Origin of the sequence: Halobacterium sp. KA-6, from assembly GCF_021029015.1 — an archaeon.
Classification (GTDB): Archaea; Halobacteriota; Halobacteria; order Halobacteriales; family Halobacteriaceae; genus Halobacterium.
In genome coordinates, this window is sequence record NZ_JAJJZH010000001.1 from 173386 (window position 1) to 198615 (window position 25230).

33 protein-coding genes, 2 tRNA genes and 1 pseudogene are annotated in these 25230 nt (G+C 68.6%); 15 read left to right on the forward strand and 21 right to left on the reverse strand.

Annotation, left to right across the window (positions count from 1 at the left end):
- Window positions 1–6: 6 nt before the first annotated feature.
- The 3 genes from ftsZ to LPA46_RS00990 form a co-directional block, all read right to left on the reverse strand.
- Window positions 7–1197, reverse strand: coding sequence for a cell division protein FtsZ (gene ftsZ, locus LPA46_RS00980; protein ID WP_230887833.1), 1191 nt, complete (start codon window positions 1195–1197; stop codon window positions 7–9).
- Between the two features lie 2 nt (window positions 1198–1199).
- Window positions 1200–1367 (reverse strand): ribbon-helix-helix domain-containing protein, encoded by a 168-nt coding sequence (locus LPA46_RS00985; protein WP_058981067.1) that lies wholly within the window; start codon window positions 1365–1367, stop codon window positions 1200–1202.
- A gap of 175 nt (window positions 1368–1542) precedes the next feature.
- A complete protein-coding gene (locus LPA46_RS00990) occupies window positions 1543–2061 on the reverse strand; it encodes a zinc ribbon domain-containing protein (protein WP_230891624.1) in 519 nt (172 codons plus the stop codon).
- Window positions 2062–2181: 120 nt separating this feature from the next.
- Here LPA46_RS00990 and LPA46_RS00995 point away from each other — a divergent pair.
- A tRNA-Tyr gene (locus LPA46_RS00995) sits at window positions 2182–2255 on the forward strand.
- Between the two features lie 55 nt (window positions 2256–2310).
- Here the strand turns inward: LPA46_RS00995 and LPA46_RS01000 are convergent.
- Entirely contained in the window at window positions 2311–2499 is a 189-nt protein-coding gene (locus LPA46_RS01000; protein WP_230887832.1) for a hypothetical protein, read from the reverse strand.
- 181 nt (window positions 2500–2680) lie between these two features.
- On the opposite strand from LPA46_RS01000, the gene LPA46_RS01005 reads away from it, so the two are divergent.
- From LPA46_RS01005 to LPA46_RS01015, 3 genes are all read left to right on the forward strand, one after another.
- The gene (locus LPA46_RS01005) at window positions 2681–3151 is read left to right on the forward strand and encodes a hypothetical protein (RefSeq protein ID WP_230890991.1); all 471 of its coding nucleotides are present in this window, start codon (window positions 2681–2683) and stop codon (window positions 3149–3151) included.
- A 183-nt stretch (window positions 3152–3334) separates the two neighbouring features.
- Complete coding sequence (locus tag LPA46_RS01010; protein ID WP_230890992.1) at window positions 3335–3871, forward strand: hypothetical protein; 537 nt, start codon at window positions 3335–3337, stop codon at window positions 3869–3871.
- Window positions 3868–4365, forward strand: a complete 498-nt coding sequence (locus LPA46_RS01015) for a DUF7519 family protein (RefSeq protein WP_230890993.1) — start codon at window positions 3868–3870, stop codon at window positions 4363–4365. The genes LPA46_RS01010 and LPA46_RS01015 overlap by 4 nt, the downstream gene beginning before the upstream one ends.
- Here the strand turns inward: LPA46_RS01015 and LPA46_RS01020 are convergent.
- Window positions 4347–5314, reverse strand: a pseudogene (locus LPA46_RS01020) (AAA family ATPase). The gene LPA46_RS01015 and the pseudogene LPA46_RS01020 overlap by 19 nt on opposite strands.
- 101 nt (window positions 5315–5415) lie before the next feature.
- Between LPA46_RS01020 and LPA46_RS01025 the strand changes: the two are divergent.
- Window positions 5416–5500, forward strand: a tRNA-Ser gene (locus LPA46_RS01025).
- A gap of 339 nt (window positions 5501–5839) precedes the next feature.
- Here the strand turns inward: LPA46_RS01025 and LPA46_RS01030 are convergent.
- Together LPA46_RS01030 and LPA46_RS01035 are read right to left on the reverse strand one after the other, a co-directional pair.
- The gene (locus tag LPA46_RS01030) at window positions 5840–7375 is read right to left on the reverse strand and encodes a 2-isopropylmalate synthase (RefSeq protein ID WP_230891625.1); all 1536 of its coding nucleotides are present in this window, start codon (window positions 7373–7375) and stop codon (window positions 5840–5842) included.
- A gap of 111 nt (window positions 7376–7486) precedes the next feature.
- Complete coding sequence (locus tag LPA46_RS01035) at window positions 7487–7834, reverse strand: DUF192 domain-containing protein (RefSeq protein ID WP_230890994.1); 348 nt, start codon at window positions 7832–7834, stop codon at window positions 7487–7489.
- Window positions 7835–7893: 59 nt separating this feature from the next.
- On the opposite strand from LPA46_RS01035, the gene LPA46_RS01040 reads away from it, so the two are divergent.
- From LPA46_RS01040 to LPA46_RS01055, 4 genes are read left to right on the forward strand one after another with little or no spacing between them, the layout of a single operon-like run.
- Complete coding sequence (locus tag LPA46_RS01040) at window positions 7894–8409, forward strand: DUF7097 family protein (protein ID WP_230890995.1); 516 nt, start codon at window positions 7894–7896, stop codon at window positions 8407–8409.
- Between the two features lie 49 nt (window positions 8410–8458).
- Complete coding sequence (locus LPA46_RS01045; protein ID WP_230890996.1) at window positions 8459–8896, forward strand: VOC family protein; 438 nt, start codon at window positions 8459–8461, stop codon at window positions 8894–8896.
- A 46-nt stretch (window positions 8897–8942) separates the two neighbouring features.
- Window positions 8943–9494: a GMP synthase subunit A gene (locus LPA46_RS01050; RefSeq protein ID WP_230887824.1), complete on the forward strand. Its 552-nt coding sequence runs from the start codon at window positions 8943–8945 to the stop codon at window positions 9492–9494.
- Between the two features lie 4 nt (window positions 9495–9498).
- Window positions 9499–11364: a DUF2070 family protein gene (locus LPA46_RS01055; protein WP_230890997.1), complete on the forward strand. Its 1866-nt coding sequence runs from the start codon at window positions 9499–9501 to the stop codon at window positions 11362–11364.
- Window positions 11365–11430: 66 nt separating this feature from the next.
- On the opposite strand, the gene LPA46_RS01060 is transcribed toward LPA46_RS01055, so the two are convergent.
- From LPA46_RS01060 to LPA46_RS01085, 6 genes are all read right to left on the reverse strand, one after another.
- Window positions 11431–11682 (reverse strand): DUF3194 domain-containing protein, encoded by a 252-nt coding sequence (locus tag LPA46_RS01060; RefSeq protein ID WP_230887822.1) that lies wholly within the window; start codon window positions 11680–11682, stop codon window positions 11431–11433.
- 3 nt (window positions 11683–11685) lie between these two features.
- Complete coding sequence (locus LPA46_RS01065; RefSeq protein WP_230887821.1) at window positions 11686–12066, reverse strand: prefoldin subunit beta; 381 nt, start codon at window positions 12064–12066, stop codon at window positions 11686–11688.
- An 86-nt stretch (window positions 12067–12152) separates the two neighbouring features.
- Entirely contained in the window at window positions 12153–12410 is a 258-nt protein-coding gene (locus LPA46_RS01070; RefSeq protein WP_230890998.1) for a KEOPS complex subunit Pcc1, read from the reverse strand.
- Between the two features lie 6 nt (window positions 12411–12416).
- Window positions 12417–12551, reverse strand: a complete 135-nt coding sequence (locus tag LPA46_RS01075; RefSeq protein ID WP_230887819.1) for a DNA-directed RNA polymerase subunit P — start codon at window positions 12549–12551, stop codon at window positions 12417–12419.
- A 2-nt stretch (window positions 12552–12553) separates the two neighbouring features.
- Complete coding sequence (locus LPA46_RS01080) at window positions 12554–12868, reverse strand: 50S ribosomal protein L37ae (RefSeq protein ID WP_230890999.1); 315 nt, start codon at window positions 12866–12868, stop codon at window positions 12554–12556.
- Window positions 12869–12994: 126 nt separating this feature from the next.
- Window positions 12995–13717, reverse strand: coding sequence for a DUF2103 domain-containing protein (locus tag LPA46_RS01085; RefSeq protein WP_230887817.1), 723 nt, complete (start codon window positions 13715–13717; stop codon window positions 12995–12997).
- 110 nt (window positions 13718–13827) lie between these two features.
- On the opposite strand from LPA46_RS01085, the gene LPA46_RS01090 reads away from it, so the two are divergent.
- The gene (locus LPA46_RS01090) at window positions 13828–14154 is read left to right on the forward strand and encodes a hypothetical protein (protein ID WP_230891000.1); all 327 of its coding nucleotides are present in this window, start codon (window positions 13828–13830) and stop codon (window positions 14152–14154) included.
- A gap of 14 nt (window positions 14155–14168) precedes the next feature.
- On the opposite strand, the gene truD is transcribed toward LPA46_RS01090, so the two are convergent.
- Window positions 14169–15473 carry a tRNA pseudouridine(13) synthase TruD gene (gene truD, locus LPA46_RS01095; RefSeq protein ID WP_230891001.1) on the reverse strand — a complete coding sequence of 435 codons (1305 nt, stop codon included), beginning with the start codon at window positions 15471–15473 and terminating at the stop codon, window positions 14169–14171.
- Window positions 15474–15475: 2 nt separating this feature from the next.
- Window positions 15476–15814 (reverse strand): peptidyl-tRNA hydrolase Pth2, encoded by a 339-nt coding sequence (gene pth2 / locus LPA46_RS01100; protein ID WP_230891002.1) that lies wholly within the window; start codon window positions 15812–15814, stop codon window positions 15476–15478.
- An 85-nt stretch (window positions 15815–15899) separates the two neighbouring features.
- On the opposite strand from pth2, the gene LPA46_RS01105 reads away from it, so the two are divergent.
- From LPA46_RS01105 to LPA46_RS01115, 3 genes are read left to right on the forward strand one after another with little or no spacing between them, the layout of a single operon-like run.
- Window positions 15900–16514: a Yip1 family protein gene (locus LPA46_RS01105; protein ID WP_230891003.1), complete on the forward strand. Its 615-nt coding sequence runs from the start codon at window positions 15900–15902 to the stop codon at window positions 16512–16514.
- A gap of 33 nt (window positions 16515–16547) precedes the next feature.
- Entirely contained in the window at window positions 16548–17135 is a 588-nt protein-coding gene (gene dcd / locus LPA46_RS01110) for a dCTP deaminase (RefSeq protein WP_230887812.1), read from the forward strand.
- A complete protein-coding gene (locus LPA46_RS01115) occupies window positions 17132–18034 on the forward strand; it encodes a thiamine-phosphate synthase family protein (RefSeq protein WP_230891004.1) in 903 nt (300 codons plus the stop codon). Before dcd ends, LPA46_RS01115 begins: the two co-directional genes overlap by 4 nt.
- On the opposite strand, the gene LPA46_RS01120 is transcribed toward LPA46_RS01115, so the two are convergent.
- From LPA46_RS01120 to LPA46_RS01145, 6 genes are all read right to left on the reverse strand, one after another.
- Window positions 18026–18832, reverse strand: coding sequence for a DUF7551 domain-containing protein (locus tag LPA46_RS01120; protein ID WP_230891005.1), 807 nt, complete (start codon window positions 18830–18832; stop codon window positions 18026–18028). The two genes, LPA46_RS01115 and LPA46_RS01120, sit on opposite strands and share 9 nt — an antisense overlap.
- Window positions 18833–18886: 54 nt before the next feature.
- Window positions 18887–19630 (reverse strand): 4-phosphopantoate--beta-alanine ligase, encoded by a 744-nt coding sequence (locus LPA46_RS01125; RefSeq protein ID WP_230891006.1) that lies wholly within the window; start codon window positions 19628–19630, stop codon window positions 18887–18889.
- Window positions 19631–19741: 111 nt separating this feature from the next.
- A complete protein-coding gene (locus tag LPA46_RS01130; protein WP_230891007.1) occupies window positions 19742–20578 on the reverse strand; it encodes a pantoate kinase in 837 nt (278 codons plus the stop codon).
- A gap of 130 nt (window positions 20579–20708) precedes the next feature.
- On the reverse strand, window positions 20709–22013 hold the full coding sequence (gene aspS, locus LPA46_RS01135; RefSeq protein ID WP_230891008.1) for an aspartate--tRNA(Asn) ligase: 1305 nt from the start codon (window positions 22011–22013) through the stop codon (window positions 20709–20711).
- 82 nt (window positions 22014–22095) lie between these two features.
- Window positions 22096–22800, reverse strand: a complete 705-nt coding sequence (locus LPA46_RS01140) for a phosphoglycerol geranylgeranyltransferase (protein ID WP_230887804.1) — start codon at window positions 22798–22800, stop codon at window positions 22096–22098.
- A 103-nt stretch (window positions 22801–22903) separates the two neighbouring features.
- Window positions 22904–23866, reverse strand: coding sequence for a transcription initiation factor IIB (locus tag LPA46_RS01145; protein WP_058981163.1), 963 nt, complete (start codon window positions 23864–23866; stop codon window positions 22904–22906).
- Window positions 23867–24045: 179 nt separating this feature from the next.
- On the opposite strand from LPA46_RS01145, the gene rnhA reads away from it, so the two are divergent.
- Both rnhA and LPA46_RS01155 read left to right on the forward strand, forming a co-directional pair.
- Entirely contained in the window at window positions 24046–24642 is a 597-nt protein-coding gene (gene rnhA, locus LPA46_RS01150; RefSeq protein ID WP_230887803.1) for a ribonuclease HI, read from the forward strand.
- Window positions 24635–25219, forward strand: coding sequence for a DUF7108 domain-containing protein (locus LPA46_RS01155; protein ID WP_230887802.1), 585 nt, complete (start codon window positions 24635–24637; stop codon window positions 25217–25219). Before rnhA ends, LPA46_RS01155 begins: the two co-directional genes overlap by 8 nt.
- Window positions 25220–25230 lie beyond the last annotated feature (11 nt).

Below are 25230 nucleotides of genomic sequence, written 5' to 3' on the forward strand. Positions count from 1 at the left end.
GGAAGGTTACCGGATGACGTCGAGGCCGTTGTTCTTCTCGACCTCTTCCGTGCCGCCGTCGGAGTGAGCGCCGAACTCGTTGGTCGTGCCGGCACCCTCGTCGACGGCGCGCTGCTTCGCGTCGGCGTCGACGTCCTTGAGCTCCTGGCGGGACTTGTCCGCCTGCTTCTGCGTGCTCGGTCCGAGCACCTGCGCGGACTGCACGCCGGTCATGATGGCCATGACGCGGACCTTCCCCTTGTAGTTCTCCTGGATGCGCGCGCCCCAGATGACGTTCGCGCTCGCGTCCAGCCGCTCGGTGATGTTGTCCGCGATGCCCTCGGCCTCTTTCAGCGTGAGGTCGGGGCCACCCGTGATGTGGACGAGACCGCCGCTCGCGCCGCGGTAGTCGACGTCCAGCAGCGGGTGGTTCATCGCGTCCTTGACCACTTCGTTGGTCTTGTTCTTGTCCTGGGTCTCGCCGACGAGCATCACCGCGACGCCGCCCTGGTTCATGATGGCGGTCATGTCGGCGTAGTCCAGGTTGATGAGACTCGGCTGGGTAATCGTCTCGCTGATGCCCTTGACGGTCTCTGCGATGATCTGGTCCATCACGGAGAACGCCTTCCCGATTGGGAGGTTGGGCACGTAGTCGAGCAGCCGGTTGTTGTCGAGGACGATGATGGAGTCCGCTTCTTCGCGGAGCTTCTCCAGGCCCTCTTCGGCCTTGACCGTCCGAGCGCGCTCGACGTTGAACGGCGTCGACACCATGCCGACGACGATTGCGCCCTGTTCTTTGGCGATTTTCGAGACGACTGGTGCGGCGCCCGTACCGGTACCGCCACCCATGCCGGCGGTCACGAACACGAGGTCCGCGTCGCCGAGCACCTCTTTGATTGTGCCCTGGGCCATCTCGGTGGCGCGCTCGCCCATCGAGGGGTCGCCACCCGCGCCGAGGCCGTTCGTCAGGGACTTCCCGACGAGAATCTTCGTGTCGGCCTCGATCATCTTGAGGTGCTGTTTGTCGGTGTTGATGGCGACCGTGTCCGCGCCTTCGACACCGATGTTGTACAGCCGGTTGACGGTGTTGTTGCCCGCGCCGCCCGCGCCCACGATGACGATTCGCGGGTCGCCGAATTCGTCGCCGTCGCCGCTGGCGTCCATCTCGCGCTGTTCGGCTTCGGCGTTGTCGAGGGCGTCCTGAACGATGTCCTGCATCGTTACACCTTCGCCCAGCTGTTCGTGCTGGTCTGTTCGGTTTGTTCGTCTATCATCTCACGGACCGCCGACCGAATCGCCTCGCTGCGATTCGGGAACTTACCCCGTTCGACCATCTGTTCGACCTCGTCGATCTGCTGTTTCGGAATGCGGAGTGTCACACGCTCCATATTTTGGTATCCCCGTTGTGGTAAGACGGCGTTTGGTTCCGTCCGTGTCTTACAGAATCGTTTGGCAGGTCATAATCCCGCGCTGTCGTGCGATTCTGTGTAAGACAACCGTCTTACGTACCACTACCCACAGCGTCACAACGTATATAATTAACGGCGGATGTAAACAAGCGTCTTACCGGTCGAGCGCGTCCGCCGACGCGGTCCGCCGCCCGCAGTGCGGACAGAACGACCAGTCCGCTCGCACCTCGTCGCCGCACTCGCAGAACACGCGGTGGGTCGCCTTCTCCCCACAGTTCGGACAGAACACGTGGTCGTCGGACAGCGACTCGCCACACTGCGCGCAGCTCTGCTCGTGGCTGCGGTCCGCTGCCCGCCCGCGACTCTCGCCGCGTGCCGGTTCGCGGCGCGGCGCACGCTGGTCGTCGCGCCGTGGCTCCGCGCGCAGCCCCTCGGCGGTATCGACCGTAATTCGTACGTTTACGTCGCGCTCGCGGGTTCGTGGGGCGAGTCGCCGCTCGACGAGTTCGTCGACGCGCTCCGCGACGACGTCGTCGATGCTGTCGTCCGCGTCGGACGCGTCGCCGTCGAGGTACGCCCGCAGCGCCGCGCGCATGACCTCGCTCTTGGACTCGTCGAGGTCGTCGACGGCGTCCACGAGGTCGTCGTCCGCGCGGAAGGTAATCTTCGACATGCCCGTTCGGTAGTACGTACCACCGCCGGGGACTTCAACCCACCTCATGCGTCTGACGCGCGTCGTCCGTTTCCGAATGGTAACCCTTAAATCCGAACCACGGCGTAGGCAAGAATGCATCCGCCCTTAGCTCAGACTGGTAGAGCAGTCGACTGTAGATCGACTTGCCCCCCGTTCAAATCGGGGAGGGCGGACTTTCTTTCCGGTCGATTCGTGGCCGTTTACGCGACACTAGACGTAGTCGCGCTATCAGTTCGCACTCGCTGCCTCGCGTGCACGCAGGCCCGTGTGGATGACCGGCGTCGCGAGGAGGACCGACGCGACACTGAGGAGCGATGGGACGAACACGCTCCGCACTGGCGTGACGAGGGCTGTCAGGGCGAACGTGGTGAGGAAGACTGCCCAGCCCCCACAGATGACACACGCTTCGTGTCGCATACACGCGGACGTTTCACAGCAAACACATAAGTGCGGCGTCGTGTTCTCAGCCGCTGCAGAATCACCCTCAGTGACAGCTACTCCTCCGACTGCTCCGGTTGGGAAATTCACACAGAATCGAGGTGGAATTTTCGACAGTGTCCCCGAAAATATTTTGCCGGACAACGCGGAAACACCGTACGTGACACATCTAGTCGCGGACGGGATCCGGCTGTCACTCGCGGACGTGCTGCCGGACGATGTGGTGACCGTCGACGCTGCGGCAGTCCGCGACGTCGTCGCTCGCGACGACCCCGACGTCGTCGTCGTGGATGCAGCCACGGTTGCCGACCCCGCTGCCGTCGTGAATACGGTTCGTTCGACCACCGACGCGGCCATCGTCGCTATCGGGACGACGGCGCTCGACGCCGACGTCGCGTGTGCATCGTCCTGTGAGGGGTCCGTCCGTGCCGCCGTCGAGCGCGCCCGGCACATCACCTCCTATCGGCGCTCGGTATCGGACCTCTACGAGGCGTGCCGCGAGCGCGCGCTCGGCCGGCCGGACGAGGACGTTCACGAGCGCCGCCGTGCCGCCGACGAGGAGTTCGCGTCGCTGCCCGATGACAGCGAGGCGTTTGCCGCCGCGCTCCGCCCGGGGGACGAGGATGGTTGAGGCGTTCGCCGTCGCGTCCGGGTCGTCCGGCGGAACCGGCGACGGGTCGGCGTAGTCGGCGAGCACGGGCATTACGAGTGATTGGTTCGTTACTTAATTTAAAACTTCACGAATAGTATCGAACCTGGTGGGGTGAGTGAACTGCTCGCAAGACCTATACTGTCAACATCGTAAACGCCGGCAGTGGTCCGCAACCGACGCGCCCTCCTGGTAGCCCTCCTCTGCGTGCTCGCGGTCTCGCTGGCGGCCGCGACGCTCGCGAACCCCCAGCAGCCAGCCGGCGGCAGCGGCATCGGTGGCTCTGGACCCGACTCCAGTGGCACCGCCGCCCAGTCCGGCGACGGTGGCGACGGGCTCGACAACCCGGAACCCGCCGACGGCGAGGAAATGTTCCGCCTCGAACCGGTGTGCGTACCCGTGCTCGCGACGCCGGCCGCTGGCTTCGCAATCCTCGGGTTCGCCCTCGCTCTCGGCCTCGTCGCGTACTGGCGGGACGGCATCGCGCCCGCGTTCCGCCGCCTCGAGGCCCGCGGCAACCCGGTGACGGTGGTGTCGCCGGACGTCACCGGCTCTGACACGCTCGGACAGCAGGTCGCGCGCATCGAGCGCGCCACCCGAATTCGATCGCTACGCCGCGCTGGCGTCCGCGTCGTCGACTGGCCGACCGAGGACTCGTTCCCGGTCGCCGTCGCCACCGCCCGCCGGGGGTGGTCGCAGTGAGCGAGTTCGACGCGCGCCCGCCCACGCTCGCGGTCGTTCCCGCGACCATCGCCGCCGCGCTCGTCGTGCTCCCGGTCGCGGTGGGCTCGACGGCCGGCCTCGTGCTCGCCGGCCCCGGAGCCGCGGCGGTCGTCTTCGGCGCCCGAAGCGTGACCCGGTCGTACGTCACGCTCGGCGGCACGCTCGCCTTCCTCGGCGTCGCCGTCGCCGCCGCCACTGGTCTCCCGACCGCGCTCGCGCTGATTGCGGGCGTCGCCGCACTCGTCGCCTACGACAGCGGCGAACACGCCGTCATGCTCGGCGTCGACGTCGGCGCGGACGCGACCGTCGCGCAGTCCGTCGCCGTCCACACCGCCGGGAGCGTCGCAGTCGCGTCGCTGGCCGCTGCTCTCGGGTTCGGCATCTACCAGTTCGGCCCGACGAGCCTCCCCGTGACCGGCCTGATTGCGCTGCTGTTCGCGGCCGTCTTCCTCGCCTACGTGCTCGGCGACTGAGTCTCGATGGTCGGAACCGGCACCGAGTCGAGCACGTCGTCGACGACCTCGCGCTTGTCCGTGTTCTCGACGGCCGCGTCCGGCGTCAACACGAGCCGGTGCGCGAGCACGTTCGGAGCCAGCCGCTTCACGTCCTCGGGAACGACGTACTCGCGCCCGCGGAGCACCGCGCGCGCTCGCGCCGTCTCGAAGAGCCGCTGAGTGCCGCGCGGGCTCACGCCCACCTCGACGCGGCGGTCCTCGCGCGTCTCCCGCGCCACGGAGACGACGTACTGGAGGAGGTCGTCGTCCACGCGCACGTCCTCGGCGACCGCCCGCACCGCCTGCACGCGCTCGGCGTCGAGGACCGACTCGACGGTCGGACTACGCGAGGACCGTCCCGCGCGCCGTCGGAGCAATTCCAGTTCACCAGCCTCGTCCGGGTAGCCGATGCCCGCCTTCGCGACGAACCGGTCCATCTGCGCCTCGGGAGCGGGAACGTCCCCTCCTGCTCGACGGGGTTCTGGGTCGCGATGACGAAGAACGGTTCGGGTAGTTCCATCGTCTCTCCGTCGATGGTCGCCTGCCCCTCCTCCATCGCCTCGAGGAGCGCGGCCTGTGTCTTCGGCGGTGCGCGGTTGATTTCGTCCGCCAGCAGCACGTTCGCGAAGATGGGGCCGGGCTGGAACTCGAACTCCCGGGACTTCTCGTTGAACACGTGCGTCCCCAGCACGTCCGCCGGCAGCAAGTCCGGCGTGAATTGGATGCGGCTGAACTCCAATCCGAGCGCGGTCGCGACGCTGCGCGCGGTCAGTGTCTTCCCGGTGCCCGGAACGTCTTCGAGGAGGACGTGGCCGTCGGCCAGGAACCCGACGAGGACCGTTTCGAGGAACTCGCGGTCGGTGACGACCGCGCGCTCGACCTCGCTCAGGACGGCGTCGCACTCGTCACTCGCAGCAGTGACGTCCATAGGCGTTCGTTCAGTCCGTCGCGTTTAGTGGTATCGGTTGACACGACCTCGCTTCCGCCAACCGTAATCCCTAAATCCGACAACGGCGTTCCTCCGAACGAGCCGAGGTAGCCTAGCCTGGCCAAGGCGGTTGCTTCGAGAGCAACTGTCCTCACGGACTCAGGAGTTCAAATCTCCTCCTCGGCGCTTCTCTTCGACGCTACACCGAGCAGCGACGCGACTCTGCTTTAGTCGAGTTTAGTGCTTCCTCGAAAGCCCCGGCGCGCTCGCCCGTCGGGAGACTCGCAGTGCTCGTCTCCCGTGGTCTCGTTCGCTACACTCACGAGACTCCCGCGGCTCGCTGCGCTCCTCGCTTCGCTGCGGTGCTTGCGTCGTCCTCAGAACGCTGCGCGTTCTGATGGGCTGCGGAAGACGCGATGCGTCTTCCGAACGCCGGGGTTCGGCGACTGCGCCGCCCCTTTCAGTCCCGCCCCGTATGAGCGAAGTCGGCTACGTGCCGGCTGCGAAAATCAGTGAAGTACCGCGTCAGTCCGCGGTCGTCGTCGCCTCCTTCTCGGGGAGGAGGCGGTCGAGGGCTTCGACGACGGCGTTGACGCTGGCGGCGGTGATGTCGCTGTCGCTGGCGTCGACGGTGACAGTGCGGTCGCCGCGGGAGACGGTGACGTGGACGGTGACGACGGCGTCCGTCCCGCCGGTGATGGCGTCGACGTGGTACTCTTCGAGGTGGAAGGTGACGTCGCCGAGTGCGTGGCGGACGGCGGCGATGGCGGCGTCGACGGGGCCGCTGCCGGTGCCGGCGGCGCTGTGCTCCTCGTCGTCCACGCGCAGGCGGACGGACGCGGTGGGGGTGCCGCCGCCGCTGGCCGCGGTGAGGTCCAGGACTTCGACGCGGCGGTCGCGGTCGCCGCCCTGGATGTCCTCGGCGACGGCGAGCAGGTCGGCGTCCGTGACGCGCTTGCCGCGCTCGCCGAGTTCGTTCACGCGCTCGACGACCTCCGCGAGTTCGTCGTCGCTGACTTCGACGTCGTGTTCGGCGAGGGCGGCACGGACGCCCGCGCGGCCGGCGTGCTTCCCGAGGACGAGGCGGCGCTCGCGGCCGACCGCCTCCGGGGAGTACGGCTCGTACATGCGGTCGTCCTTGAGCGTGCCGTCGGTGTGGATGCCGGACTCGTGGGCGAACGCGTTCTCGCCGGAGACGGCCTTGTTCGGCGGGAGCGGGACGCCCGTGGCCTCCGCGACGGTGGACGCGAGGTCGTAGAGGCGCTCGGTGTCCAGCGGTTCGATGCCGTAGCAGTGCCAGAGCGCGACCGCGACCTCTTCGAGCGCGACGTTGCCGGCGCGTTCGCCGACGCCGTTGACGGTGGCGTGGACGAGGTCTGCACCTGCGGAAACGCCCGCGAGCGCGTTCGTCACGGCGAGCCCGAGGTCGTCGTGGGTGTGGACGCTCACCGGGCCGTAGTCGGCGACCGCGTCCACGAGTTCGTAGACGCGCTCGGGGCTGGCGTGGCCGACGGTGTCCGCGACGCAGAACCGGTCCGCGCCGGCGTCCGCCGTCGTCTCGGCGAGCTCCGCGAGGAATTCGTCGTCGGCCCGGGAGCCGTCCTCGCCGATGACTTCGACCCAGAGGCCGTGGTCGGTCGCGTACTCCACGAGTTCGCGGGTCGTGTCGAGGACGCTCTCGCGGCTGGTGCCGACCTTCTCTTCGACGTGGCGGTCGCTGGCGGGGACGACGAGGTTCACGCCGTCGACGTCGCAGTCGAGCGCGAGGTCGACGTCGCGCTGGATGCCGCGACAGAAGCTCGTGACCGTCGCGTCCAGGTCGAGGCCGGTGACGCGGCGAATCGTCTCGCGCTCGCCGGCGCTCGTGCACGCGCTGCCGGCTTCGACGACGGAGACGCCGGTGTCGTCGAGTTTGCGCGCGATGGTCGCCTTCTGGTCGGCGGACAACGAGATGCCCGGGGCTTGTTCGCCGTCGCGCAGCGTGGTGTCGAGGAACTGTACGTCGGGTGCGCCGCCGTCGAGAGCGGCAGGGAAACTAGTGCCGGAGAATTTCTCGGCCAGCCGCCGTGAGGCGACTTACTCTATCCTCCGTGCCGGTGTGGTCCGACATGGTGTGTATGTCGTAGCGTGCCACACACGTTTGAAGGTGTGGGGTCTGACAGATGTTGCCTGTCAGTTCGCGAGGTAGACACGGTCGCCGACGCGGACGTCGTCGGCCGCGCCCGCCGGAAGTTCGACGAGCGTGTCGCAGCGCGCCTCGCCGCGGCCCGTCCACGCGGAGAGGCGTTCGACGCGCTGGACTTCCTCGTCCTCCACCCAGACAGCGTCGAGGTCGAACGGCACGAATAGCATGTGGACGTCGCGGCTGGCGGCGCCGTCGAAGTCGAAGACGAGCGCGTAGTCGTCGGGAATCGACCACCGGAACATCAGCCCGCGGGTCTGCGCGAACAGCGAGTCGGCGACGTCGACGTCGGTCGCGAGCGTCCGCGCTTCGCCGTCGCGCTCGTGGCGGAGGTACACACCCGGAGTCGGCGGCGGGCAGCGAAAAGCGTTACCCCGTCCGGTCGCTACGCCGGGGCGTGAAGAAGACGCCGACCGGGACTGCCGTCGGGGTCGACGACCCCTACGACCACGCCGGCGTCTGCGACTACGCGACCGACGACGGGAAGTGCCGATATGCGTTCGAGCACGGCCAGCACGACCCGGAGTTCGCCGCCGAACGCCGCGCGGACGACTTCCGGTGTCCGGTCGCGGACGGCGACTGGGAGTGGGATGACTGTCCCCACTACCGGTGCCGCCAGCGCGACCGCGAGTGCGCGCGTTGCGGGCTCGAAGAGCGCCGGCAGGCCCACGACGACGAGCGCCCGCTCCTCGAAGAACACCACCTCGCGTACGACGACAGCGAGGACGTCGGCCACGAAATCACCGTCTTCCTCTGCCGGTGGTGTCACGCCAAAGTCCACGACTCGTGGGCACGCATCGACGACGACGTCAGCCCCGACCCCGAGGCCATCGCAGCCGCGGAGGGTCGGCGCAGCGAGGAGCAGTCCGAACTCTCCTTCGACACCGCGGCCGACCGCTACGGCGACGAGTAGCCGCCGGTTCGACCCCGACGGCTAACTGTCCGCGCGCCAAACGTGCGGTATGAACGACACGCCGTTCCACCTCGGCCACGTCCACCTCAAGGTCCGCGACCTCGAGCGCGCCGTCGCGTTCTACGAGGACGTCTTCGACCTCGAAATCACGGAGACTGAGGGACGGTTCGCGTTCCTCTCGTGGGGCGAGCACCACCACGACGTCGCGCTGCAAGCCGTCGGCGCGGACGCCCCGGACGCCGGCCGCGGCGTCGGCCTCTACCACGCCGCAATCGAAGTCGACTCCGAGGAGAACCTGGGGAGCGTCTACGACGAACTCTGCGAGCGCGGCGTCCCCTCCACGCCCGTCGACCACGGCATCAGCAAGGCGCTGTACTTCTCGGACCCCGCGGGCAACGGCCTCGAAGCGTACGTCGACACGCGCGAAGAACGCGACCGCTCGGCGTGGGACCGGGAGAACCGGCGCTTCGACCCGTCGGCGCTGTAACTCCGAACGAGTGGGTTTTTAGTCGCGAATCGTGTAGCCCGCCCTAATGACACGCATCCTCGTCGTCGACAACCACGGTCAGTTCACCCACCTGGAGCACCGGGTGCTCCGGGACATGGACGGGGTGGAGACCGAGACCGTCGACAACACGACGCCGCCGGCGGACATCGACGCCGACGGCCTCGTGCTCTCCGGCGGCCCCGACATGGACGACGTCGGGAACTGCCCCGACTACCTCGACCTCGACATCCCGGTCTTCGGCATCTGTCTCGGCATGCAGCTCATCGCCACGGAACTCGGTGGCTCCGTCGAGTCCGGCGACTACGGCGGCTACGCCGACGTCGACGTCGAGATTCTCGACGAAGACGACCCCCTCGTCGGGTCGCTCGCGCCCGAGACCCGCGTCTGGGCGAGCCACGCCGACGAAGTCGTCGACGTCCCCGAAGGGTTCACGCGCACCGCCCGTAGCGACATCTGCGACGTCGAAGCAATCTCGGACACCGACCGCGACCTCTACGGCGTCCAGTGGCACCCCGAGGTCGCGCACACCGAGGAGGGCGAAGCGGTCTTCGAGAACTTCGTCGACGTCTGCGAGTAGGCCCATGACGGAGACCCAGGGCGAACTCGCGGGCCTCTCGAAGTACATCTTCCGCGCGCCCCAGTGGTACACGAGCGTCGCGCTCTCGCTGGTCATCGCGGCGCTGGCCGGCATCGCGGCCTTCGACAGCCAGTACGTGCTCGAGGACGCCTGGCAGGGCGTGTTCTTCATCGGCGTACCGACGGTCGTCGCGAGCCTCGCGACCACCCCGGTCGACCGCTACTTCGGCGGCCAACTCACGTACAGCCGGTCGTCGCTTTTGGCGTTCGCCTGCGAGGTCGTGGTCGTCGTCGTGCTCGTGGCCGCGGGCGTCGTTGCCACGATTACCGGCCGGTTCGGGCAGAACTTCGTCTTCGACGCGCTCGTCGCGGCGCTCGGGCTCGTGTTCGCGATTCGGTTCCTCGTGGTGCTGGCGGTCTCCCGGGACTCACCGCTGGTCGCCGCGATTCCCGCGAGCATCCAGACGCTGACTGCGGGCCTGCTGTTGTTCGTCTACAGCGGCACGATGAACTACCTCACCACGGGCGGGCGCCTCGTGAACGCCTACCTCTCCCGACCCGCCGAGGCACCGCCGGAGATTCAGTACGCGTTCTCGCCCCGGGACTTCGTGCTGCTGGTGTTGCTGACCGCGCTGTACGGCGTCGCCGCCTACGGGCTCGTCCTCGCCATCGACCGCCCGTGGAAGCGCAGCCTCGGCGTCAGCGTCCTCGACTTCGTCAGCGGATTCATCGGTCACATCGCCGAGGGCACCCGCGAACTGGAGGACTTCTTCGAGCAGATTGGCGAGGAAGCGGTCGTCCCCGTGACGGTGCTGGCGTTCCGGAACACCGACGACGGCGAGGAGAAAGCGCGGTTCGTGTTGCCGATGATTCACCCCGGGCCGATGGGGGAAATCGGCGGCGGGAACCTCCCACAGCGCGTCGCCGAGTCAGCGACCGGGCTGGCGTTCCCTCCCCACGCCACCGCCGGCCACGACTTCAACCTCGTCACCGAGCGCGAAGTCGACACGCTCATCGACGCCGCCGAGAGCGCCCACGCGTCCATCGACTACTGCGACCGTGCGACCCCCGCAGTCCGCGTCCAGGAGGGCGAAGCGAAGCTCCTCGGGCAGGCGTTCGGCGACGACGCGCTCCTCGTCTCCACGTTCTCCCCCGAATTCGCCGACGACGTCGAGTTCGCGGTCGGCCTCTCCGCGACCGCCGAGGCCCGCGTCGAGGGCATGGACGACGTCCTGCTGGCGGACGCCCACAACTGCAACAACGGGCTCGGCGGCGACGACCTCGGACACGTCTATCCCGGGAGCAAGCGCTCGTTCGACATGATTCAGGCCGCCGGCGAGACCGCGCGCAGCCTCCGGGACGCCGACGAGGACAGCCTCGAACTCGGCGTCGCGTGGGACCGCACGACGTGGCGGCCCGAGGACGGCATCGGCCCGCTCGGCGTCCGCGTCGCCGTCCTCGACACGGGCGGCGACCGCACGGCGTACGTGCTCGTCGACGGGAACAACATGGAACCCGGGCTCCGCGAGGAACTCATCGACGCGCTCGACGGCGTCGACCACGCGGAAATCATGACCACGGACACCCACATCGTCAACACCGTCGAGTCCACGAACCAGGTCGGCGCGAGCATCGACTGGGGCGAACTCGTCGACCTCGTCACGGACCTCACCGCCGAGGCCGTCGCCGACCTCGAACCCGTCGCAGCCGGCATGGCCAGCGAGCGCGCCGAGGTCACCGTGTTCGGCAACGACCGCACGGAGACGCTCGCCAGCCACGCCAACGCCGTCATCGCGATGGGTGGCGTGATTGTCGCGCTCGCCGTGCTCGCCACCGTCGCCATCAGTATCCTCATCTTCTTCCTGACGTAGCCACCGTCGCGCAATCGCGACGGCTGGCGCTACGCATCGGACAGTAGAACGAACGAGCGAGAACGGTTACTCGTCCGCGAACAGGTCGTCGACGGCAGCGCGCGCAGCGAGCGCGGCGTCCTCCGCGACCTGGTCGACGTCGGCGTCGGCGTCCGGCGCGTGGACGTAGACGTCCACGTCGAGTACGCCATCCTCGAACGTGACGGTGATGTCGAGGTCGTCGACGTCACCGGTCGCGAGCCGCGAGAACACGAGGCCTTCGGCGGCCTCGGCCGCGGTCTCGACGACTTCCTCGTCGGACGGCTCCTCGTCAGTCATCAGTTACGCGCTCGGGCCGCCCATCGGACCGCCGCCGCCGGCACCGCCGAGCATCTCCTGGAGCTCCTCCTGGAGTTCCTCGAACTGCTCCTGCACGCGCTCCTCCTGCTTCGAGAGGGTCTCGACGCGGACTTCGAGGTTGTCGACCTTCTCCTCGAGGTCGTCGGCGGCGTCGTCGTAGTCCGTCTCCACGAGGAGTTCGCCGACCTCGCGGTACATCGTCGCGTCCTCCTCGATGTCGTCGAGGGCGTCGAGGGCGGTCTGGGCCTCGGTGAGCTGGGTCTCGGCCTGCTGCTTCTGGGCCGCGACCGTCTGCGCTTTCTCCTGAAGGTCCTGTAGCTGCTCGAGCTTCTCCTGTGCTTCCGGCGGCAGATTGCCCTGCATACGTCTGGGGAGGCGCGCCCGACAGAAAAACCCCCGTATTACGTGCCGCGAGGCCGACGCGCTTCAGGAACCGGACTCCGGGTGACTCAGCGCCGCTCGCCGCCGGCAGCGTCCGCCACGTGCTCGGCGACCTCAACGAGCGTCAGCCACGTGTTGTTCCCGGCGCGCAGCGCGGTCAGGTCCGCTGCATCGACGGTCACCGTGACGGTCGCGTCCTCGCGCCGGACGGCCGCCTCGCTACGGTCGCCTTCGATGTCGCCGGCTTCGACCGCGACGCTACGCTCGACGGTGCGAGCGACCGCGGGAGAACCGTACTCGAAAACCAGTTCCGTGGAGTGGTCCACCGGCCGTTATCGGACTTCGACTTCCTTGATGTCGCGGCTCCGCTCTTTGAGGAGGACGCGGTGCCCACAGTACGGGCACCGAACCCCGCCGTACTCGTCGAGTTCGACGTCGCGCTTACAGCGGGAGCACTTGTACGCCATGCTTACTCCTCGACGGCTTCGACGTCGGCCTCGGCTTCGACGTCCGCTTCGCCCTCGCCGAGCGCCGCGCGGATGGAGCGGCTGACGGTGCGTCCGCCCGGCGTCTCGGGCTTGTACGCGCCGCCGGCGTACTTGTAGTCACACTTCGAGCACTGCCAGATGCCGGTCCCCTGTCGGGAGACGGCCTCGGAACCGCAGTCCGGGCAGGCGTGTTTCTCGTTCATCTCGTCCTCGATTTCGGAGACGCGACGCCGAGAGACGCGGCCGTAGCGCGCGCCGAATCGGCCGGCGCTCCCCGTGGAGCCCTTCTTAGCCATAGTGAACGCTTCTACCGTCGGGGCGCACATAAACGCTACGTTGCGTGTCCGACCGGCGGGAGGCCACGTTAATGCGAACGGCGAGCACCGCGAGCCGTGAGCAGCGTGGCCGGCCGTCGCGCGACTTCAGTCCCGTAGTTCTTCTTCGGCGAGCGCGTCGTTGAGGTCCGCGCGGACGCGTTCGCCGGTGTCGCGGTTCATCGCGGTCGTCACAACGCGGTTTTCCTGGACGCTGGAGCCGTCCCGCACCAGGAGGCGGAGGTTGCCGTTGTCGTCGGCGCGCGTGACCTTCGCGCGGACGCCCGTCCGGGAGCCGGAGCCGCCGGCGTCGATGGGGCCCGGGATGACCTTCTTCACGTTCGGGTGGTCGGCGACGGTGCGAATCGCGCGTTGGCCGTCGCGGTTGCCGATGAGCGTGGAGTGGCGGCCGCCGATTTTCTCGCGGGCGGGTTCGTCGACGACGTCGAGCGAGCGGTCGCCGCGGCGTTCGACCACCGACTCGACGGGGTTCTCGCGGGGGACGCGGTAGACCTCGTAGTGGAGGTCCGCGCGCACCGCGCGAATCACGTCGTGGTCGCCCGCGACGAAGACGTCCTCGGGGCGCTTGCGCCGGATTTCGTCGGCGATGCGGCCGGCGAAGTTCCGGAGTTCGACGACGCCGGTCTCGCCGCCCTCCTCGGGGACGGTGGCGATGTCGGTCTGCCCGACGACTTCCTCGTCGTCGAGGAACGTCAGGGTCGCGTGGTCGCGGTCGCAGGCGGCGACGACGGCGTCGCAGTTGGCGGTGTCACAGACCAGGCAGTAGTCGCCCGGCTTGCGCAGGGGCGTGCCACACCGCCGACAGTCCATGTCCCGGAGAACGGTGCCGGCGCGCAAAAGCCCGGTGTTTCGCGCGGTCGCGGCCGTACTGTCGCGTCGCCGGTGGTACTTTCCGCGAGCCGGCAGTACGCTTCGGCGTGATGACGCCCTCCACAATGGCCGCCGTGCGCGGGCTGACCGTCCTCGTGGTCGCCGCGTTCCTCGGCGTACTAGGCTGGTATCTCGGTCAGCCTGGGTACAGCCCGGCACGGTTGGCGCTGTTCGCGGCGCTCGGCGCGAGCGCAATCGCGGGTGCTGCTGGTGTGGTCTCGGGGCGGACGCTCGTCGCTGCCGGCGGCGCGTGCGCCCTGTTTCTCCTGGGCTTCTGGCAGGCCGCACTCTGGGTGTACGTCTTCCCTGTCGCCGGCCTCCTGGTCGTCGCCGCCGTCGTGCTCGCGGCCGACGGCAGTGCGAACGCGGCCGTCTGATACGGGGTCGCCCGTCAGAGGTCCGTCGGGTCCGTCTTCAAGTACTCGCGCAGGACGACCGTCGCGTAGCTCCCGGAGGGGAGCGCGAAGTCGAAGGTCAGGGGGTCGCGTTCGACATCGAGGTCGGGCCGGAGCAGGACTGCGCGCCGCGTCCCCGCGGAGTCGAACTCGCCCGGGAGGTCGAAGTCCCCCGGTTCGAGGTCGAGTTCGCCGAGGATCGCACGCTCGATTTCGCCGGGTTCACCCTCGGCGAGTTCGGTGTCGGTGCCGACGAGCGGCGCGGTGACGAACGCCCGGCCGCGCGAGCAGTGGCGCGCCATCACGTCCACGCGGTCGGCGGTGACGCGCTGCTGGCGGCTCGAATCCGGGCGGGCGACGCCCTCGGGCGCGTCCGACTCCGCGAACCAGACGACGTCACCCTCGACGGGCTCGTGGAACGGCAGCCCGCGCTCCATGCGCTCGGAGAGCATGCGGTTGAACGCGTACGACTGGGCGGCGTGGACGAACAGCCGCTGGAGGTTCGACGGGAACGTCTCGACGGCATCCCGGAAACTCCCGCCGTCCGCCAATTCGTGCAGCATCGTGCGCTCGTAGCGCAGCCGGTTCGGGAACTCCTCTAAGGCGGCCTCCCAGTCGCGGGTGTCCTCGACGAACCGGCGGGCGCGCTGGCTGTCCTTCGGCTCGTACTCGCTGGGCGCGCCGAGGTACGCCATCGCCGCGCCCTCCCAATCGTCGCGGAGGATGGCGAGCCCGACCTCGTGCGTGATGGGGCGCTTGCTGCCGAAGCGCTGCTGGCCGAAGAAGTTCGGAACGCCGGGCTCACCGCCGCCGAACGCCGCGAGGTCCGCAGTGACCGCGTCGGCCTGCTCGGGGTCGTCGGGGTCGCGGACGACGACGCGGAACTCGTTGCCCGCGAGGTCGCCGAACTGGAGGCCACGTCCTGCCCGACCCACGACGTCGATGCCCGCGTCCGAAATCTCGGGCACGTCCTCGGGCTCGATGTCGCGGACGGCGAACAACTGGGTGGTGACGGCGTGGCGGTCCTTCGTCCCCGCCCACGTCACGCGCTCGCGGCTCATCCCGAGGCGGTTCGCGAATTCGCGGGCGAAGTCGTTGGTGTCCCACGACGTCAGTGTCACGCGCAACACGAGCCACGGGTAGTCCGCCTGGTCGGCGTCGACGGGCTGCGTGTCGAAGTCCTCGATTTCGGTGACGCGGAAGTCCGACGGCGACTCGCGGAGGCGGCCGCCGGTGCCGTCGCTGTCGCTGGCGTAGTACCACATGCCGACCGCGCGTTCCAATTCGTGGGCGTCCCGCATCGTCAGAACAGCGAGAGGTCGCCGGTGATTTCGTCCACGTCGGCGTCGGCAGCCGGACCGACCGCGACCGCCGTCGGCGTCCCCGGCTCCAACTGGGTGCGGCCGGCGTCCTCGATGACCGCGGACGGCAGCCCCTTGGCTTTCGCTTCCTCCGCAATCTGGTAGAGTTCGCGCTCGCTGCTGGCCTTCACGACGACCTTCGTCTGGCCCTGCTGTTTCCACTGGCGCTGGGCCCGCTCGTCGGCGTACTCGTAGGCTTTCAGGGAGGCGTGCGCGACCTGCGCCGCGAGCTTCCCCTTCCCCATCCCGATGTCCGTTCGGGCGGCGATGACCTGCTTCATGCAACGGCGTAGGGGCGGCGCGGGCAAAGTGTTGGCTACTCGTGACGCCGACAGACATTTGCCGATTCCGCCGGCAGGCCGGGACATGGCCCCGCGCACTCCGCTCTCCAGACCGCGCCGGTACTTCGAGGAACGCGGCTTCGACCTTCGGCCAGCCGTCGCTGCGGTCGGCGTCGCCGCGCTCGTGCTCGCAGCCGCCCTCTACGGGTTCGCCGCGCTGTTCGTGCGTCGCGTCCGACGGGCCGGCCACGGCGACGCCGCCAGCGAGGTGTGGAGTCTGCTCTCCGCGGAAATCGTCGGCATCGTCGTCCTGTTCTTCGTCGGCTGGGTCATCGTCGCGGGCGTCCTCCACCTGCTCGCGCGCGCTGTCATCGGCCACGAAGGGACGTTCCGCGAGACGCTCGCGGTCGCCGGCTGGGGGACCGTTCCGTCGATTCTCAACACGGTGTTCGCGTTCGCCGTGCTCGCGTTCGTGCTCCAGTCCGCTTCCTTCGACACCCCAGAAACGTTCGCCCGGCAGTTCCGGTGGACGTTCCGCTCGACCGGCCTCCTCCGCGGCGCGTTCACGTTCGTCGTCGCCGGCTGGCAGACGTACATCTACACCGAGGGGCTGTACGTCGAATTCGACGCCGACGAGGGCAGCGCGCTCGTGGTCGCGGTCGTCGTCGCGTACGGCGGCTGGCTGCTCAGCCTGTTCTGAAACCTTTAGGCGCTCCGGGGTTCACGACCCAGTATGATACTCTCCGACCGGGACATCCTCTCGCGGCTGCAGGAGGGCGACCTCGTCGTCGAACCGCTCGACGACATCGACCTCCAGGTCCAGCCCGCGAGCGTCGACGTCCGACTCGGCCGGCGCTTCCTGGAGTTCGAGCGCGCGAACGTCCCCTGCATCCACCCCAACAGAGAAGAGGAAGTCGAGGACTACGTCACCGAGACCGTCGTCGAGGACGGCGACGAGTTCATCCTCCACCCCGGCGACTTCGTGCTCGGCACCACGAAAGAGCGCGTGGAGGTGCCGCCGGACCTCGTCGCGCAAGTCGAAGGTCGGTCGTCGCTCGGTCGACTCGCCGTGGTCGTGCACGCTACAGCGGGCTTCATCGACCCCGGCTTCGAGGGGAAAGTCACGCTCGAGCTCTCGAACCTCGGGAAGGTCCCGGTCGCGCTCACGCCGGACATGCGCATCAGCCAGCTCGTGTTCACGAAACTCTCCAGCCCCGCCGAGCGGCCGTACGGCGAGGAGCGCGGCTCGAAGTATCAGGACCAGGACGGCCCGCAGGCCAGCCGCATCCGCGGCGACCGCGAATTCGGTGGCGACCAATGAAGTTCCTCGAGGAGGTCGTCGTCGAGGAGTTCCTCCCGACGTTCCGCTCGCTGCTCGCCGCGGACCTCCGCGAGCGCGGGCTCACTCAGCACGAGGTCGCGGAACTGCTCGGTGTCAGCCAGTCCGCGGTCTCGAAGTACGCCCACGGCGAGGTCACGGTCAACGACGCGGTCGCCGACGACGAGCGCGTCCGCGAGACGGTCGAGCGCGTCGGCGAGGGGCTCGCGAGCGGCGACATGTCACAGGTGCAGGCACTCGTCGAAGCGGAAGTCCTGATTCGGCGGCTGTCCGCACGCGGCGATGTCGTCGCGGAACTCCACGAGGACGCGATGCCCGAACTCGCGGAGTACGAGGGGGACTTCCGCGTCCACGACCCCGAGAGCGAGGTGCGCGTCCGCGAGCGCGTGCTCTCCTCGGTGCGCCGCGGCGTCCGCATCCTCGAACACGCCAGCGGGTTCGCGACGCTCATCCCCGCGGTCGGCTCGAACCTCGTGGAGTGCACGCCCGACGCCGACGGCGTCGAGGACGTGGCGGGCGTCCCCGGCCGGATTCTGGACGTGATGGGGCGCACGGAGATTCCCGCCGACCCCGAGTTCGGCGTCAGCGTCCACGTCGCGTCCATCCTGCTCGCCGCGCGCGACGCGGGCAGCGACGCTCGCGCGTGCCTGAACGTCCACTACGACCCGGCTATCGTCGACGAACTGGAGGACCTCGGCTACGAGACCGTCGAGTTCGACCCAGAAGGCGAAGCGTCCTCGGAGGCGCTCCGACCCGTCGTCGCGGACCACCCGGAGGCGGACGTGCTCTACCAGACCGGCGGCTTCGGCGTCGAACCAATCGTCTACTTGCTCGCGGACAGCGCGCCGGCGGCCGCCGAGATGGCGCGCGAACTACTGTAAGGGAGCGGTCGCCAATCCCGTGGGTCCGCCGTCGAGTCGCGCGCGGACACCCTCGCCGGCGCGGTCGAAGACTGGTTCTGCGTCCGGTTGCACCGCCAGCACGGCGATGGCTGCGGGGAGCGTGACGGCGGCGTCGACGACCCGGACCGTCGGGTCGAACCGCCAGCCGTGCGCCGTCTCCGCGAGCGCGTCAGCGAGATCCGCGCCCGCGACCGTCGCCAGCGCGTCGCCGACGCTGGTCGCGTCCTCGGCGATGTCGGCCCGGCGCGCGGCGTCCGCGAGGACGTCCGCCTGCTCCTGGGCGGTGAGTTCCTCGTCGAGCGTGCGCGCCGTGCACCGCAGCAGGACGACGCAGAGGTCGTCGGGGTCGGTGGTGGCTTCCGCGGCGGCGAAGTACGCGTCCAGAACCGTGCGCTCGGCGTCGCGGTGGCCGGCCCCGCTCAGCGCCTCGAACACCGCGCCGGTGACGTCGTGGCACGCGTCCGGCAGCGACGGCGCGTCCGCCGGCGGCACGGGTTCGGTCTGTTCGTGGACGACGAGGTCGTAGTGGGGCGCTCGCGGGTCGTAGCGCTCCAGCGTCCCGCGGTACGCGCGGGCCAACTCGACGGCGTCGGCGGCCGTCTCGCGGTCCGCGAACCGCAGGCCGCCGACCGGGAACGGCCGCTCGCCGGTGCGCGCGCAGGCGACGTAGAAGCGGCCGTCCTCGTTGGCGAGGCCGTCGAGTCGCTCGCGCATCGTCCGGAGGTCGTCGCCCATCACGCTCCCCTCCCAGCGTCGTCTGGAGTCGGTCGCTCGCACATGCGTTTTAGGCTGGCCTAAAGAATCAAAAAGGTGTCGGGACCGACCGAGCGCTCAGTCGAGGTCGCCGTCCCGAATACGTCGCTCTGCCGCCTCCAACGCCGCCTCGCGGTCGAACTCCGCGACGATTTCTTCCAGTTCTTCGCGGGAGGCGTCGCGGAGCGCGCGGGCGTGCTCGGTAATCGACGGCAGCGCGCGGATGATGTTGTCCACGATAGGGACGGCGGCGCTCTGTGCGGACCGCGACATCGGATTCAGGTCGATAACGAGTTCGGTCTTGCCCATCGCCGCCAGCGCCTCCGCTCGGTCGCCGTCCTCGAGGGGGACGAGCACCACGTCGGCGTCGTAGATGCCGTCGCGGTCCACCTTCGCGCGCTCATGTTCGAGTCCCGGAATCCGGGCGTCCGCCGTTAGCCCCTTCACGTCCTGTGCGCCGTGCTCGCGGAGGTGTTCGGCGATGGCTTCCATCCGCTCTTCGGTGCGGTTGAACAGGTTCACCTCGACGTCGGCGCCGACGACCTCCGCGAGCGCGACGACCTCGCCCGGCACGAGCGCCGCGACGTTCCCGTTCACCGACAGCACCGGATGCTCGGCGAGCAGGAGGTACGCGGCAGCCGCGCGCTCGGCGTCGTCCGCGGACGGAATCGTCTCCTCGCCGAGCAGGTAGTCGAACGCCTCCCCGCGGCCCTGCGCGACCAGCCCCTGCTTCGACGTGATGCCCTTCTCGACCCCCGCCTCGATGCGGTGGCGGGTCACCAGCGAGTCGTGGCGCGGGTGGTCGGCGGGAATCTCGGCCATACTGTCTCTGGCGCCCCGTCGCGCAAAAATCGTCCGCTTGCGGGTGGCCGCTGCCCGCAGCTCATTACGTTCACCGCTCACTGTAACGTGGCGCGCCGCTGGCGCGCCACGCTAAGTGTCCAGCGTCGCGCCCGCCGGATGCACGCGACACACCTCGGGGTCGTAGCCCGCGTCCGACAACCCCGTGCCGAGCGCGAACACCGTCCGGCCGAGCATCGCCATCGCGGCCTCGCCGCCGGCGTCCGCGACGGCGTCGACGGCCGCTTCGACCTCCCCGTCGAGCAAGCCTGCCTCACGAGAGAATTCCCGCGAAAGCGCCATGAACCGCGGGAGCGTCGGGTGCTCGCGGAGGGACGCGAGCGCGTCTTCGCCCGCCGCCGACAGCGTCGCCGTGTCGCCACCGATGACGTCGCTCGTCGAGAGCCCGCCGAAGGAGACGTACTCGACGCGGCCCGCGTCCGGCACGCCGTCGAGGCGGCCGTGCGCGGGTGCGCCGGGTTCCACGCGAATCGGGACGCCGCCCCGGGCTTGCGCCACTACGTCCCCGAGTCCAGTTCCGGCTTCGACTTCCGCAGCGTGCGCGACCGTCACGAGGTCGTTCTCGGACAGCCCGGCGTCGAAGGCGCTGTTCGCGGCGAGCGCCGTGCCGAGCGCCATCGCGCCGGAGACGCCGAACCCCGCGCCCAGCGGCAGCGACGTCTCCGCGGACACCGTCGCCGTCGCGTCGAGCGCGTCCAGCACGCGCGTCACGCTCTCGACGGCAATCTCGCGGCCGTTCAAGCGCACCCGCGTCTCGTCGCTGGGTTCGACGCGCGTCGTCACGCCTTCCGAGAGCGTGATACCCGCACCACGGGACCCCGTGCGTTCGGGGCTCTCGGTGCGCTCCACGCTGAAGAATCCCGTCACGTGGCCGGGCGCGAACGCCGTCGCCGCGTCGCCGTCGCTCATCCTCTCGGAGTCGGGGGTCGCGCGGATTAAGTGTTGCAGTATCGGAACGGCTCGGTCAGTCGACTGTTCAGCCGAAAAAGTAGTGTTTTCGTGAGACGCGTGGCGTCTCGCTGGCTCCCAAGTCTTCGTCCTACGGACTCAGACGTTGGCGATCCCGCGGGAACAGCACGGCCTCCCGGATGTTGTCGAGGTCGAGCATCGTCATGACGAGGCGTTCGACGCCGTACGCCCACCCGGCGTGGGGCGGCATGCCGTACTTGAACATCTTCGTGTAGTACTCGAACTGGTCGGGGTCGAGGCCCTGCTGCTTGAAGCCCTCGACGAGCGCGTCGTAGCGGTGCTCACGCTGGCCGCCCGACACCAGTTCCATGCGCGGGTGCATCAGGTCGAAGCCCTTCGAGAGTTCGGGGTCGTCGTCGTAGTCCTGGATGTAGAACGGCTTGATTTCGCTGGGCCAGTCGGTGACGAAGTAGTGCCCGCCGACGTCGTCGCCGAGCGCCTTTTCGCCCTCCGTGGGGAGGTCGTCGCCCCAGACGAGCTGCTCGTCGAGTTCGCCGGTGGCGTTGATGCGTTCGATGGCTTCCTCGTAGGTGAGCCGCGGGAAGTCACCGGAGGGCGCCTCGAACTCCTCGGCGAGGCCGAGCGCTTCGAGTTCCTCCTGGCAGTTCTCCTCGACCGCGGAGTAGGCCGCCTGCAGCGTGCCCTCGCAGACGTCCATCGCCTCTTCGTGGTTGATGAACGCAGACTCGAAGTCGATCATCGTCGCCTCGTTGAGGTGGCGCGGGGTGTTGTGCTCTTCCGCGCGGAAGATGGGGCCGACCTCGAAGACGCGTTCGAGCCCGGAGCCCACCATCAGTTGCTTGAACAGCTGCGGGCTCTGGTTCATGAACGCCTCCTGGCCGAAGTACGTCACGGGGAACAGCTCCGTGCCGCCCTCCGTGCCGGTGGCGACGATTTTCGGCGTATTAATCTCCGTCGAGCCGACGCTCCGGAAGTACTCCCGGACCGCGCGCAGCACTTCCGCGCGAATCTCGAAGATGGCCTTCGTCTCGGGCTTGCGGGCGTCCAGCGTGCGGTTGTCGAGGCGCGTCGAGAGGTCGGCGTCGACCTTGCCGGAGGGGTCCAGCGGGAGCTGGGGGTCGGCTTCCGCCATCACTTCGATGGAGTCGGGCGTGACCTCGACGCCCGTCGGCGCGCGCTCTTCCTCCTCGACGTCGCCGGTAACCTGAACGACGGACTCGCGCTGGACGTTGATGCCCGTCTCCACGAGCTCGTCGTCCATCTCGTCCTTCTCGAATTTGACCTGAATCTTGCCGGTCTTGTCGCGGAGGATGAGGAACGCGATGCCGCCGAGGTCGCGGACTTCGTGCACCCAGCCCGCGACCGTCGCGTGGTCGCCGGGTTCGGCGTCCGCTGTGAACGTTCGGTCCTTCATACCACCCGATTCACGTGGACCGGCCTTAAACGCCGTCATTTCCGGCGTGGCCGAACCCGGCCGCGTCGGGGGACGAGCGTCGTTACTCGTGGGCGTCGTTGACGCCGCGCACCGTCTCCGTGACGGCGTCCACGCCTTCGTCGTGGAGCAGGTCGCCGACGACGATGGTGTCCGCGCGTTCGCCCATCTCGTAGGCGGCGTCGTAGTCGCGGATGCCGCCGCCGTAGAATAGCGTCGCGTCGTCGAGCGCGTCGCGGGCGGCGCCGACGACGTCGGGGTCGCCGAGCATGCCGGAGTACTCGACGTAGACGATGTCCTGGCCGAGCATCTTCTCGGCGACCTCCGCGTACGCGGCCACTTCGTCGGCGTCGAGGTCGCAGTCGGCGTCCGTGTACTCGGCGACGCTCGCCTCGTCGTTCAACACGACGTACGCCTCGGTAGCGGTGCGCTCCCAGTCGAGGTCGCCGATGCGGACCCACTCCTTGTGCGCGCCCGTAATCCAGAACGGGTCGCCGGCGTTCAACACGACCGGTACGAGGTAGCCGTCGAGGGCGTCGTCCTCGACGACCACTGCGGGATTGGACGGTTCCTGGTAGAGCGGTACGTCGTGTTTCCGGCAGGCGTCGATGACCCGCCGCATCTTCTCGGTCGTCACGTCCATCGTGCCGCCGATTTCGATGGCGTCGGTGCCCGTCTGGCAGACGTCGTCGAACGTGTCGCCGTCGGCCAGCGACTTGTCCGGGTCCACCTTGAGCACGTGGTCCCAGTCGTCCCACGGGGTAGTCATGTGCCCCCATTAAAATGGCCGGGGCAAAACCCCTTCGATGCGGGTGGACTGCCGGCAGCGGCGCTGCTGGAGAGGGTGAGAACGGAACCGGAGGCGGGACAGCCTAGCTGTGGATGCCCATCGCCTCGATCTGCTCCTGGTAGCGGTTCCGGATGGTGACTTCCGTCACCTGCGCGACGTCCGCGACCTCGCGCTGGGTCTTCTTCTCGTTGCAGAGCAGGGACGCGGCGTAGATTGCGGCCGCCGCGTAGCCGGTCGGGGACTTGCCCGAGAGCAGTCCCTTCTCGGCAGTCGTCTCGATAATCTCGTTGGCTTTCGCCTGGACTTCCTCGGAGAGTTCGAGTTCCGAGCAGAACCGGGGCACGTACTTCTTCGGGTCGACGGGCTTCATCTCCAGTCCGAGCTCCTGGGAGATGTAGCGATACGTGCGACCGATTTCCTTGCGCTCGACCCGGGATACCTCCGAAATTTCTTCGAGACTCCGGGGGATGCCCTCCTTCCGACAGGCCGCGTACAGCGCGCTCGTCGCGACGCCCTCGATGGAGCGGCCGCGGATGAGGTCCTCTTTGAGCGCGCGGCGGTAGATGACCGACGCGACCTCGCGCACCGAGCGCGGCACGCCGAGCGCGGAGGCCATGCGGTCGATTTCCGACAGCGCGAACTGGAGGTTGCGCTCGCCGGCGTCCTTCGTGCGGATGCGCTCCTGCCACTTCCGCAGGCGGTGCATCTGCGAGCGCTTCTTCGACGAGATGGAACGCCCGTAGGCGTCCTTGTCTTTCCAGTCGATGGTCGTGGTCAGGCCCTTGTCGTGCATCGTCTGCGTGGTGGGGGCACCGACCCGCGACTTCTCCTGTCGTTCCTGGTGGTTGAACGCGCGCCATTCCGGACCGGGGTCGATCTGCTCCTCCTCGACGACCAGACCACAGTCGTTGCAGACCAGCTCCGCGCGGTCCGAGCTCTTCACGAGGTTGTCAGAGCCGCACTCCGGGCACTCCCGTACGCCCTCCTCGGACTCCTCCTGCTCTGTCGCCGTTTCTCGCTCCCGCTGGCGAGTGGACCGTGTCATCGCATTTTTATATTAGCGTTTCGCAAACGTTTAAATCCGTTGGCGGTTTGGAACCTCTCACAGGCGACACAAGCCCGGCACGAAACGCCGTGAAACCCACTCTAACGCCGCCGAGACCCGCTCGAACGCGCGTTCCGGGATAGTAACCCATATACGGGAGGCGGGGTGACTTCGCCTTAATGCCCGTCGTAGAGTGTGACGTCGACGACGCGCGCGAACGACTCGACGCAGCGGGCGCGTCGTTCAGCGAGGGGAACTCCGAGTACGAGCGCTGGCACGCCGACCTCGGGGACGCCCACGCCGTCGCCTACGACGACAAACTCGTCGTCCAAGGCAGCAACCCCACGGACATCACCGCCGTCGTCGAACCGGACCGCGGCGGCCGCGTCCACGCGTACTTCGACGGCGCGAGCCGCGGCAACCCTGGTCCCGCCGCCGTCGGCTGGGTGTTGGTCTCCGGTGACGGCATCGTCGCGGAGGGTAGTGAACGCATCGGCCGTGCGACCAACAACCAGGCCGAGTACGAGGCGCTGCTCGCCGTGCTGGAAGCCGCCGCCGACTTCGGCTTCGACGAAATCGAGATTCGCGGGGACTCACAGCTCGTCGAGAAACAGGTCAAGGGCGCGTGGGACACCAACGACCCCGAACTCCGTGAGAAGCGCGTCCGCGCCCGTGAACTCCTCGAACGGTTCGAGGAGTGGTCGCTGACCCACATTCCGAGAGAGGTAAACGACCGCGCCGACGAGCTAGCCAACGAAGCCCTCGACGATGACTGACCTCCCCGACGACGTAGTCGACGAAGCCGAACGCCTCACTCGCCTCGCCCGCGACGCGGTCGACGACGCCGCGGCCGAAGCGTACCGCGACCGCCGCGAGAGCCTGCTCGCCGAACACGGGTTCGTTCCGCGCCTGCGCGAGCGCGACGACACGCTCGTCTGTTACCCCGGCGAGTGGCTCGGCGACGACGGCCGCGTCCAGTTGGACGACGTCGAGGACACCGACCGCGCGGCCGAGGTGTCGCTGTCCGGCCCCGGCGAACAGGGCGACTACGAGGAGGCAGCCGCGCGCAACGAGCAACTCGTCGAGCGCGTGCGCGAGCGCCACGGCGACGTCCACGGCGACAACGCCGCGGCGTTCGCCGAATTCATGAACAACTACTACGCGCGCTCGATGGACACGGCCGACGACCGCGAGCGCGAGGAGTTCCTCGCGGAGTACTTCCCGCGGAACGCGTGGCCGACCGACGAACAGCAGGAACGCGTCGAGGAGTCCCTGGCGCTGATTTTCGAGGTCGCAGCCGACGACGAGCGCGACGATTCGGCGTCTGCGTCCGACGCTGCGCCCGAACAGTAGGCGGCGCTGCC

Excerpts from the sequence above, each read along its gene's own strand:
- ftsZ (WP_230887833.1), bottom strand. The coding sequence starts at position 1,197 with ATGCAGGACATCGTTCAGGACGCCCTCGACAACGCCGAAGCCGAACAG.
- LPA46_RS00985 (WP_058981067.1), bottom strand. The coding sequence starts at position 1,367 with ATGGAGCGTGTGACACTCCGCATTCCGAAACAGCAGATCGACGAGGTC.
- LPA46_RS00990 (WP_230891624.1), bottom strand. The coding sequence starts at position 2,061 with ATGTCGAAGATTACCTTCCGCGCGGACGACGACCTCGTGGACGCCGTC.
- LPA46_RS01000 (WP_230887832.1), bottom strand. The coding sequence starts at position 2,499 with ATGCGACACGAAGCGTGTGTCATCTGTGGGGGCTGGGCAGTCTTCCTC.
- LPA46_RS01045 (WP_230890996.1), top strand. The coding sequence starts at position 8,459 with ATGAACGACACGCCGTTCCACCTCGGCCACGTCCACCTCAAGGTCCGC.
- LPA46_RS01050 (WP_230887824.1), top strand. The coding sequence starts at position 8,943 with ATGACACGCATCCTCGTCGTCGACAACCACGGTCAGTTCACCCACCTG.
- LPA46_RS01055 (WP_230890997.1), top strand. The coding sequence starts at position 9,499 with ATGACGGAGACCCAGGGCGAACTCGCGGGCCTCTCGAAGTACATCTTC.
- LPA46_RS01060 (WP_230887822.1), bottom strand. The coding sequence starts at position 11,682 with ATGACTGACGAGGAGCCGTCCGACGAGGAAGTCGTCGAGACCGCGGCC.
- LPA46_RS01065 (WP_230887821.1), bottom strand. The coding sequence starts at position 12,066 with ATGCAGGGCAATCTGCCGCCGGAAGCACAGGAGAAGCTCGAGCAGCTA.
- LPA46_RS01075 (WP_230887819.1), bottom strand. The coding sequence starts at position 12,551 with ATGGCGTACAAGTGCTCCCGCTGTAAGCGCGACGTCGAACTCGACGAG.
- LPA46_RS01080 (WP_230890999.1), bottom strand. The coding sequence starts at position 12,868 with ATGGCTAAGAAGGGCTCCACGGGGAGCGCCGGCCGATTCGGCGCGCGC.
- LPA46_RS01085 (WP_230887817.1), bottom strand. The coding sequence starts at position 13,717 with ATGGACTGTCGGCGGTGTGGCACGCCCCTGCGCAAGCCGGGCGACTAC.
- LPA46_RS01090 (WP_230891000.1), top strand. The coding sequence starts at position 13,828 with ATGACGCCCTCCACAATGGCCGCCGTGCGCGGGCTGACCGTCCTCGTG.
- truD (WP_230891001.1), bottom strand. The coding sequence starts at position 15,473 with ATGCGGGACGCCCACGAATTGGAACGCGCGGTCGGCATGTGGTACTAC.
- pth2 (WP_230891002.1), bottom strand. The coding sequence starts at position 15,814 with ATGAAGCAGGTCATCGCCGCCCGAACGGACATCGGGATGGGGAAGGGG.
- LPA46_RS01105 (WP_230891003.1), top strand. The coding sequence starts at position 15,900 with ATGGCCCCGCGCACTCCGCTCTCCAGACCGCGCCGGTACTTCGAGGAA.
- dcd (WP_230887812.1), top strand. The coding sequence starts at position 16,548 with ATGATACTCTCCGACCGGGACATCCTCTCGCGGCTGCAGGAGGGCGAC.
- LPA46_RS01115 (WP_230891004.1), top strand. The coding sequence starts at position 17,132 with ATGAAGTTCCTCGAGGAGGTCGTCGTCGAGGAGTTCCTCCCGACGTTC.
- LPA46_RS01125 (WP_230891006.1), bottom strand. The coding sequence starts at position 19,630 with ATGGCCGAGATTCCCGCCGACCACCCGCGCCACGACTCGCTGGTGACC.
- LPA46_RS01130 (WP_230891007.1), bottom strand. The coding sequence starts at position 20,578 with ATGAGCGACGGCGACGCGGCGACGGCGTTCGCGCCCGGCCACGTGACG.
- aspS (WP_230891008.1), bottom strand. The coding sequence starts at position 22,013 with ATGAAGGACCGAACGTTCACAGCGGACGCCGAACCCGGCGACCACGCG.
- LPA46_RS01140 (WP_230887804.1), bottom strand. The coding sequence starts at position 22,800 with ATGACTACCCCGTGGGACGACTGGGACCACGTGCTCAAGGTGGACCCG.
- LPA46_RS01145 (WP_058981163.1), bottom strand. The coding sequence starts at position 23,866 with ATGACACGGTCCACTCGCCAGCGGGAGCGAGAAACGGCGACAGAGCAG.
- rnhA (WP_230887803.1), top strand. The coding sequence starts at position 24,046 with ATGCCCGTCGTAGAGTGTGACGTCGACGACGCGCGCGAACGACTCGAC.
- LPA46_RS01155 (WP_230887802.1), top strand. The coding sequence starts at position 24,635 with ATGACTGACCTCCCCGACGACGTAGTCGACGAAGCCGAACGCCTCACT.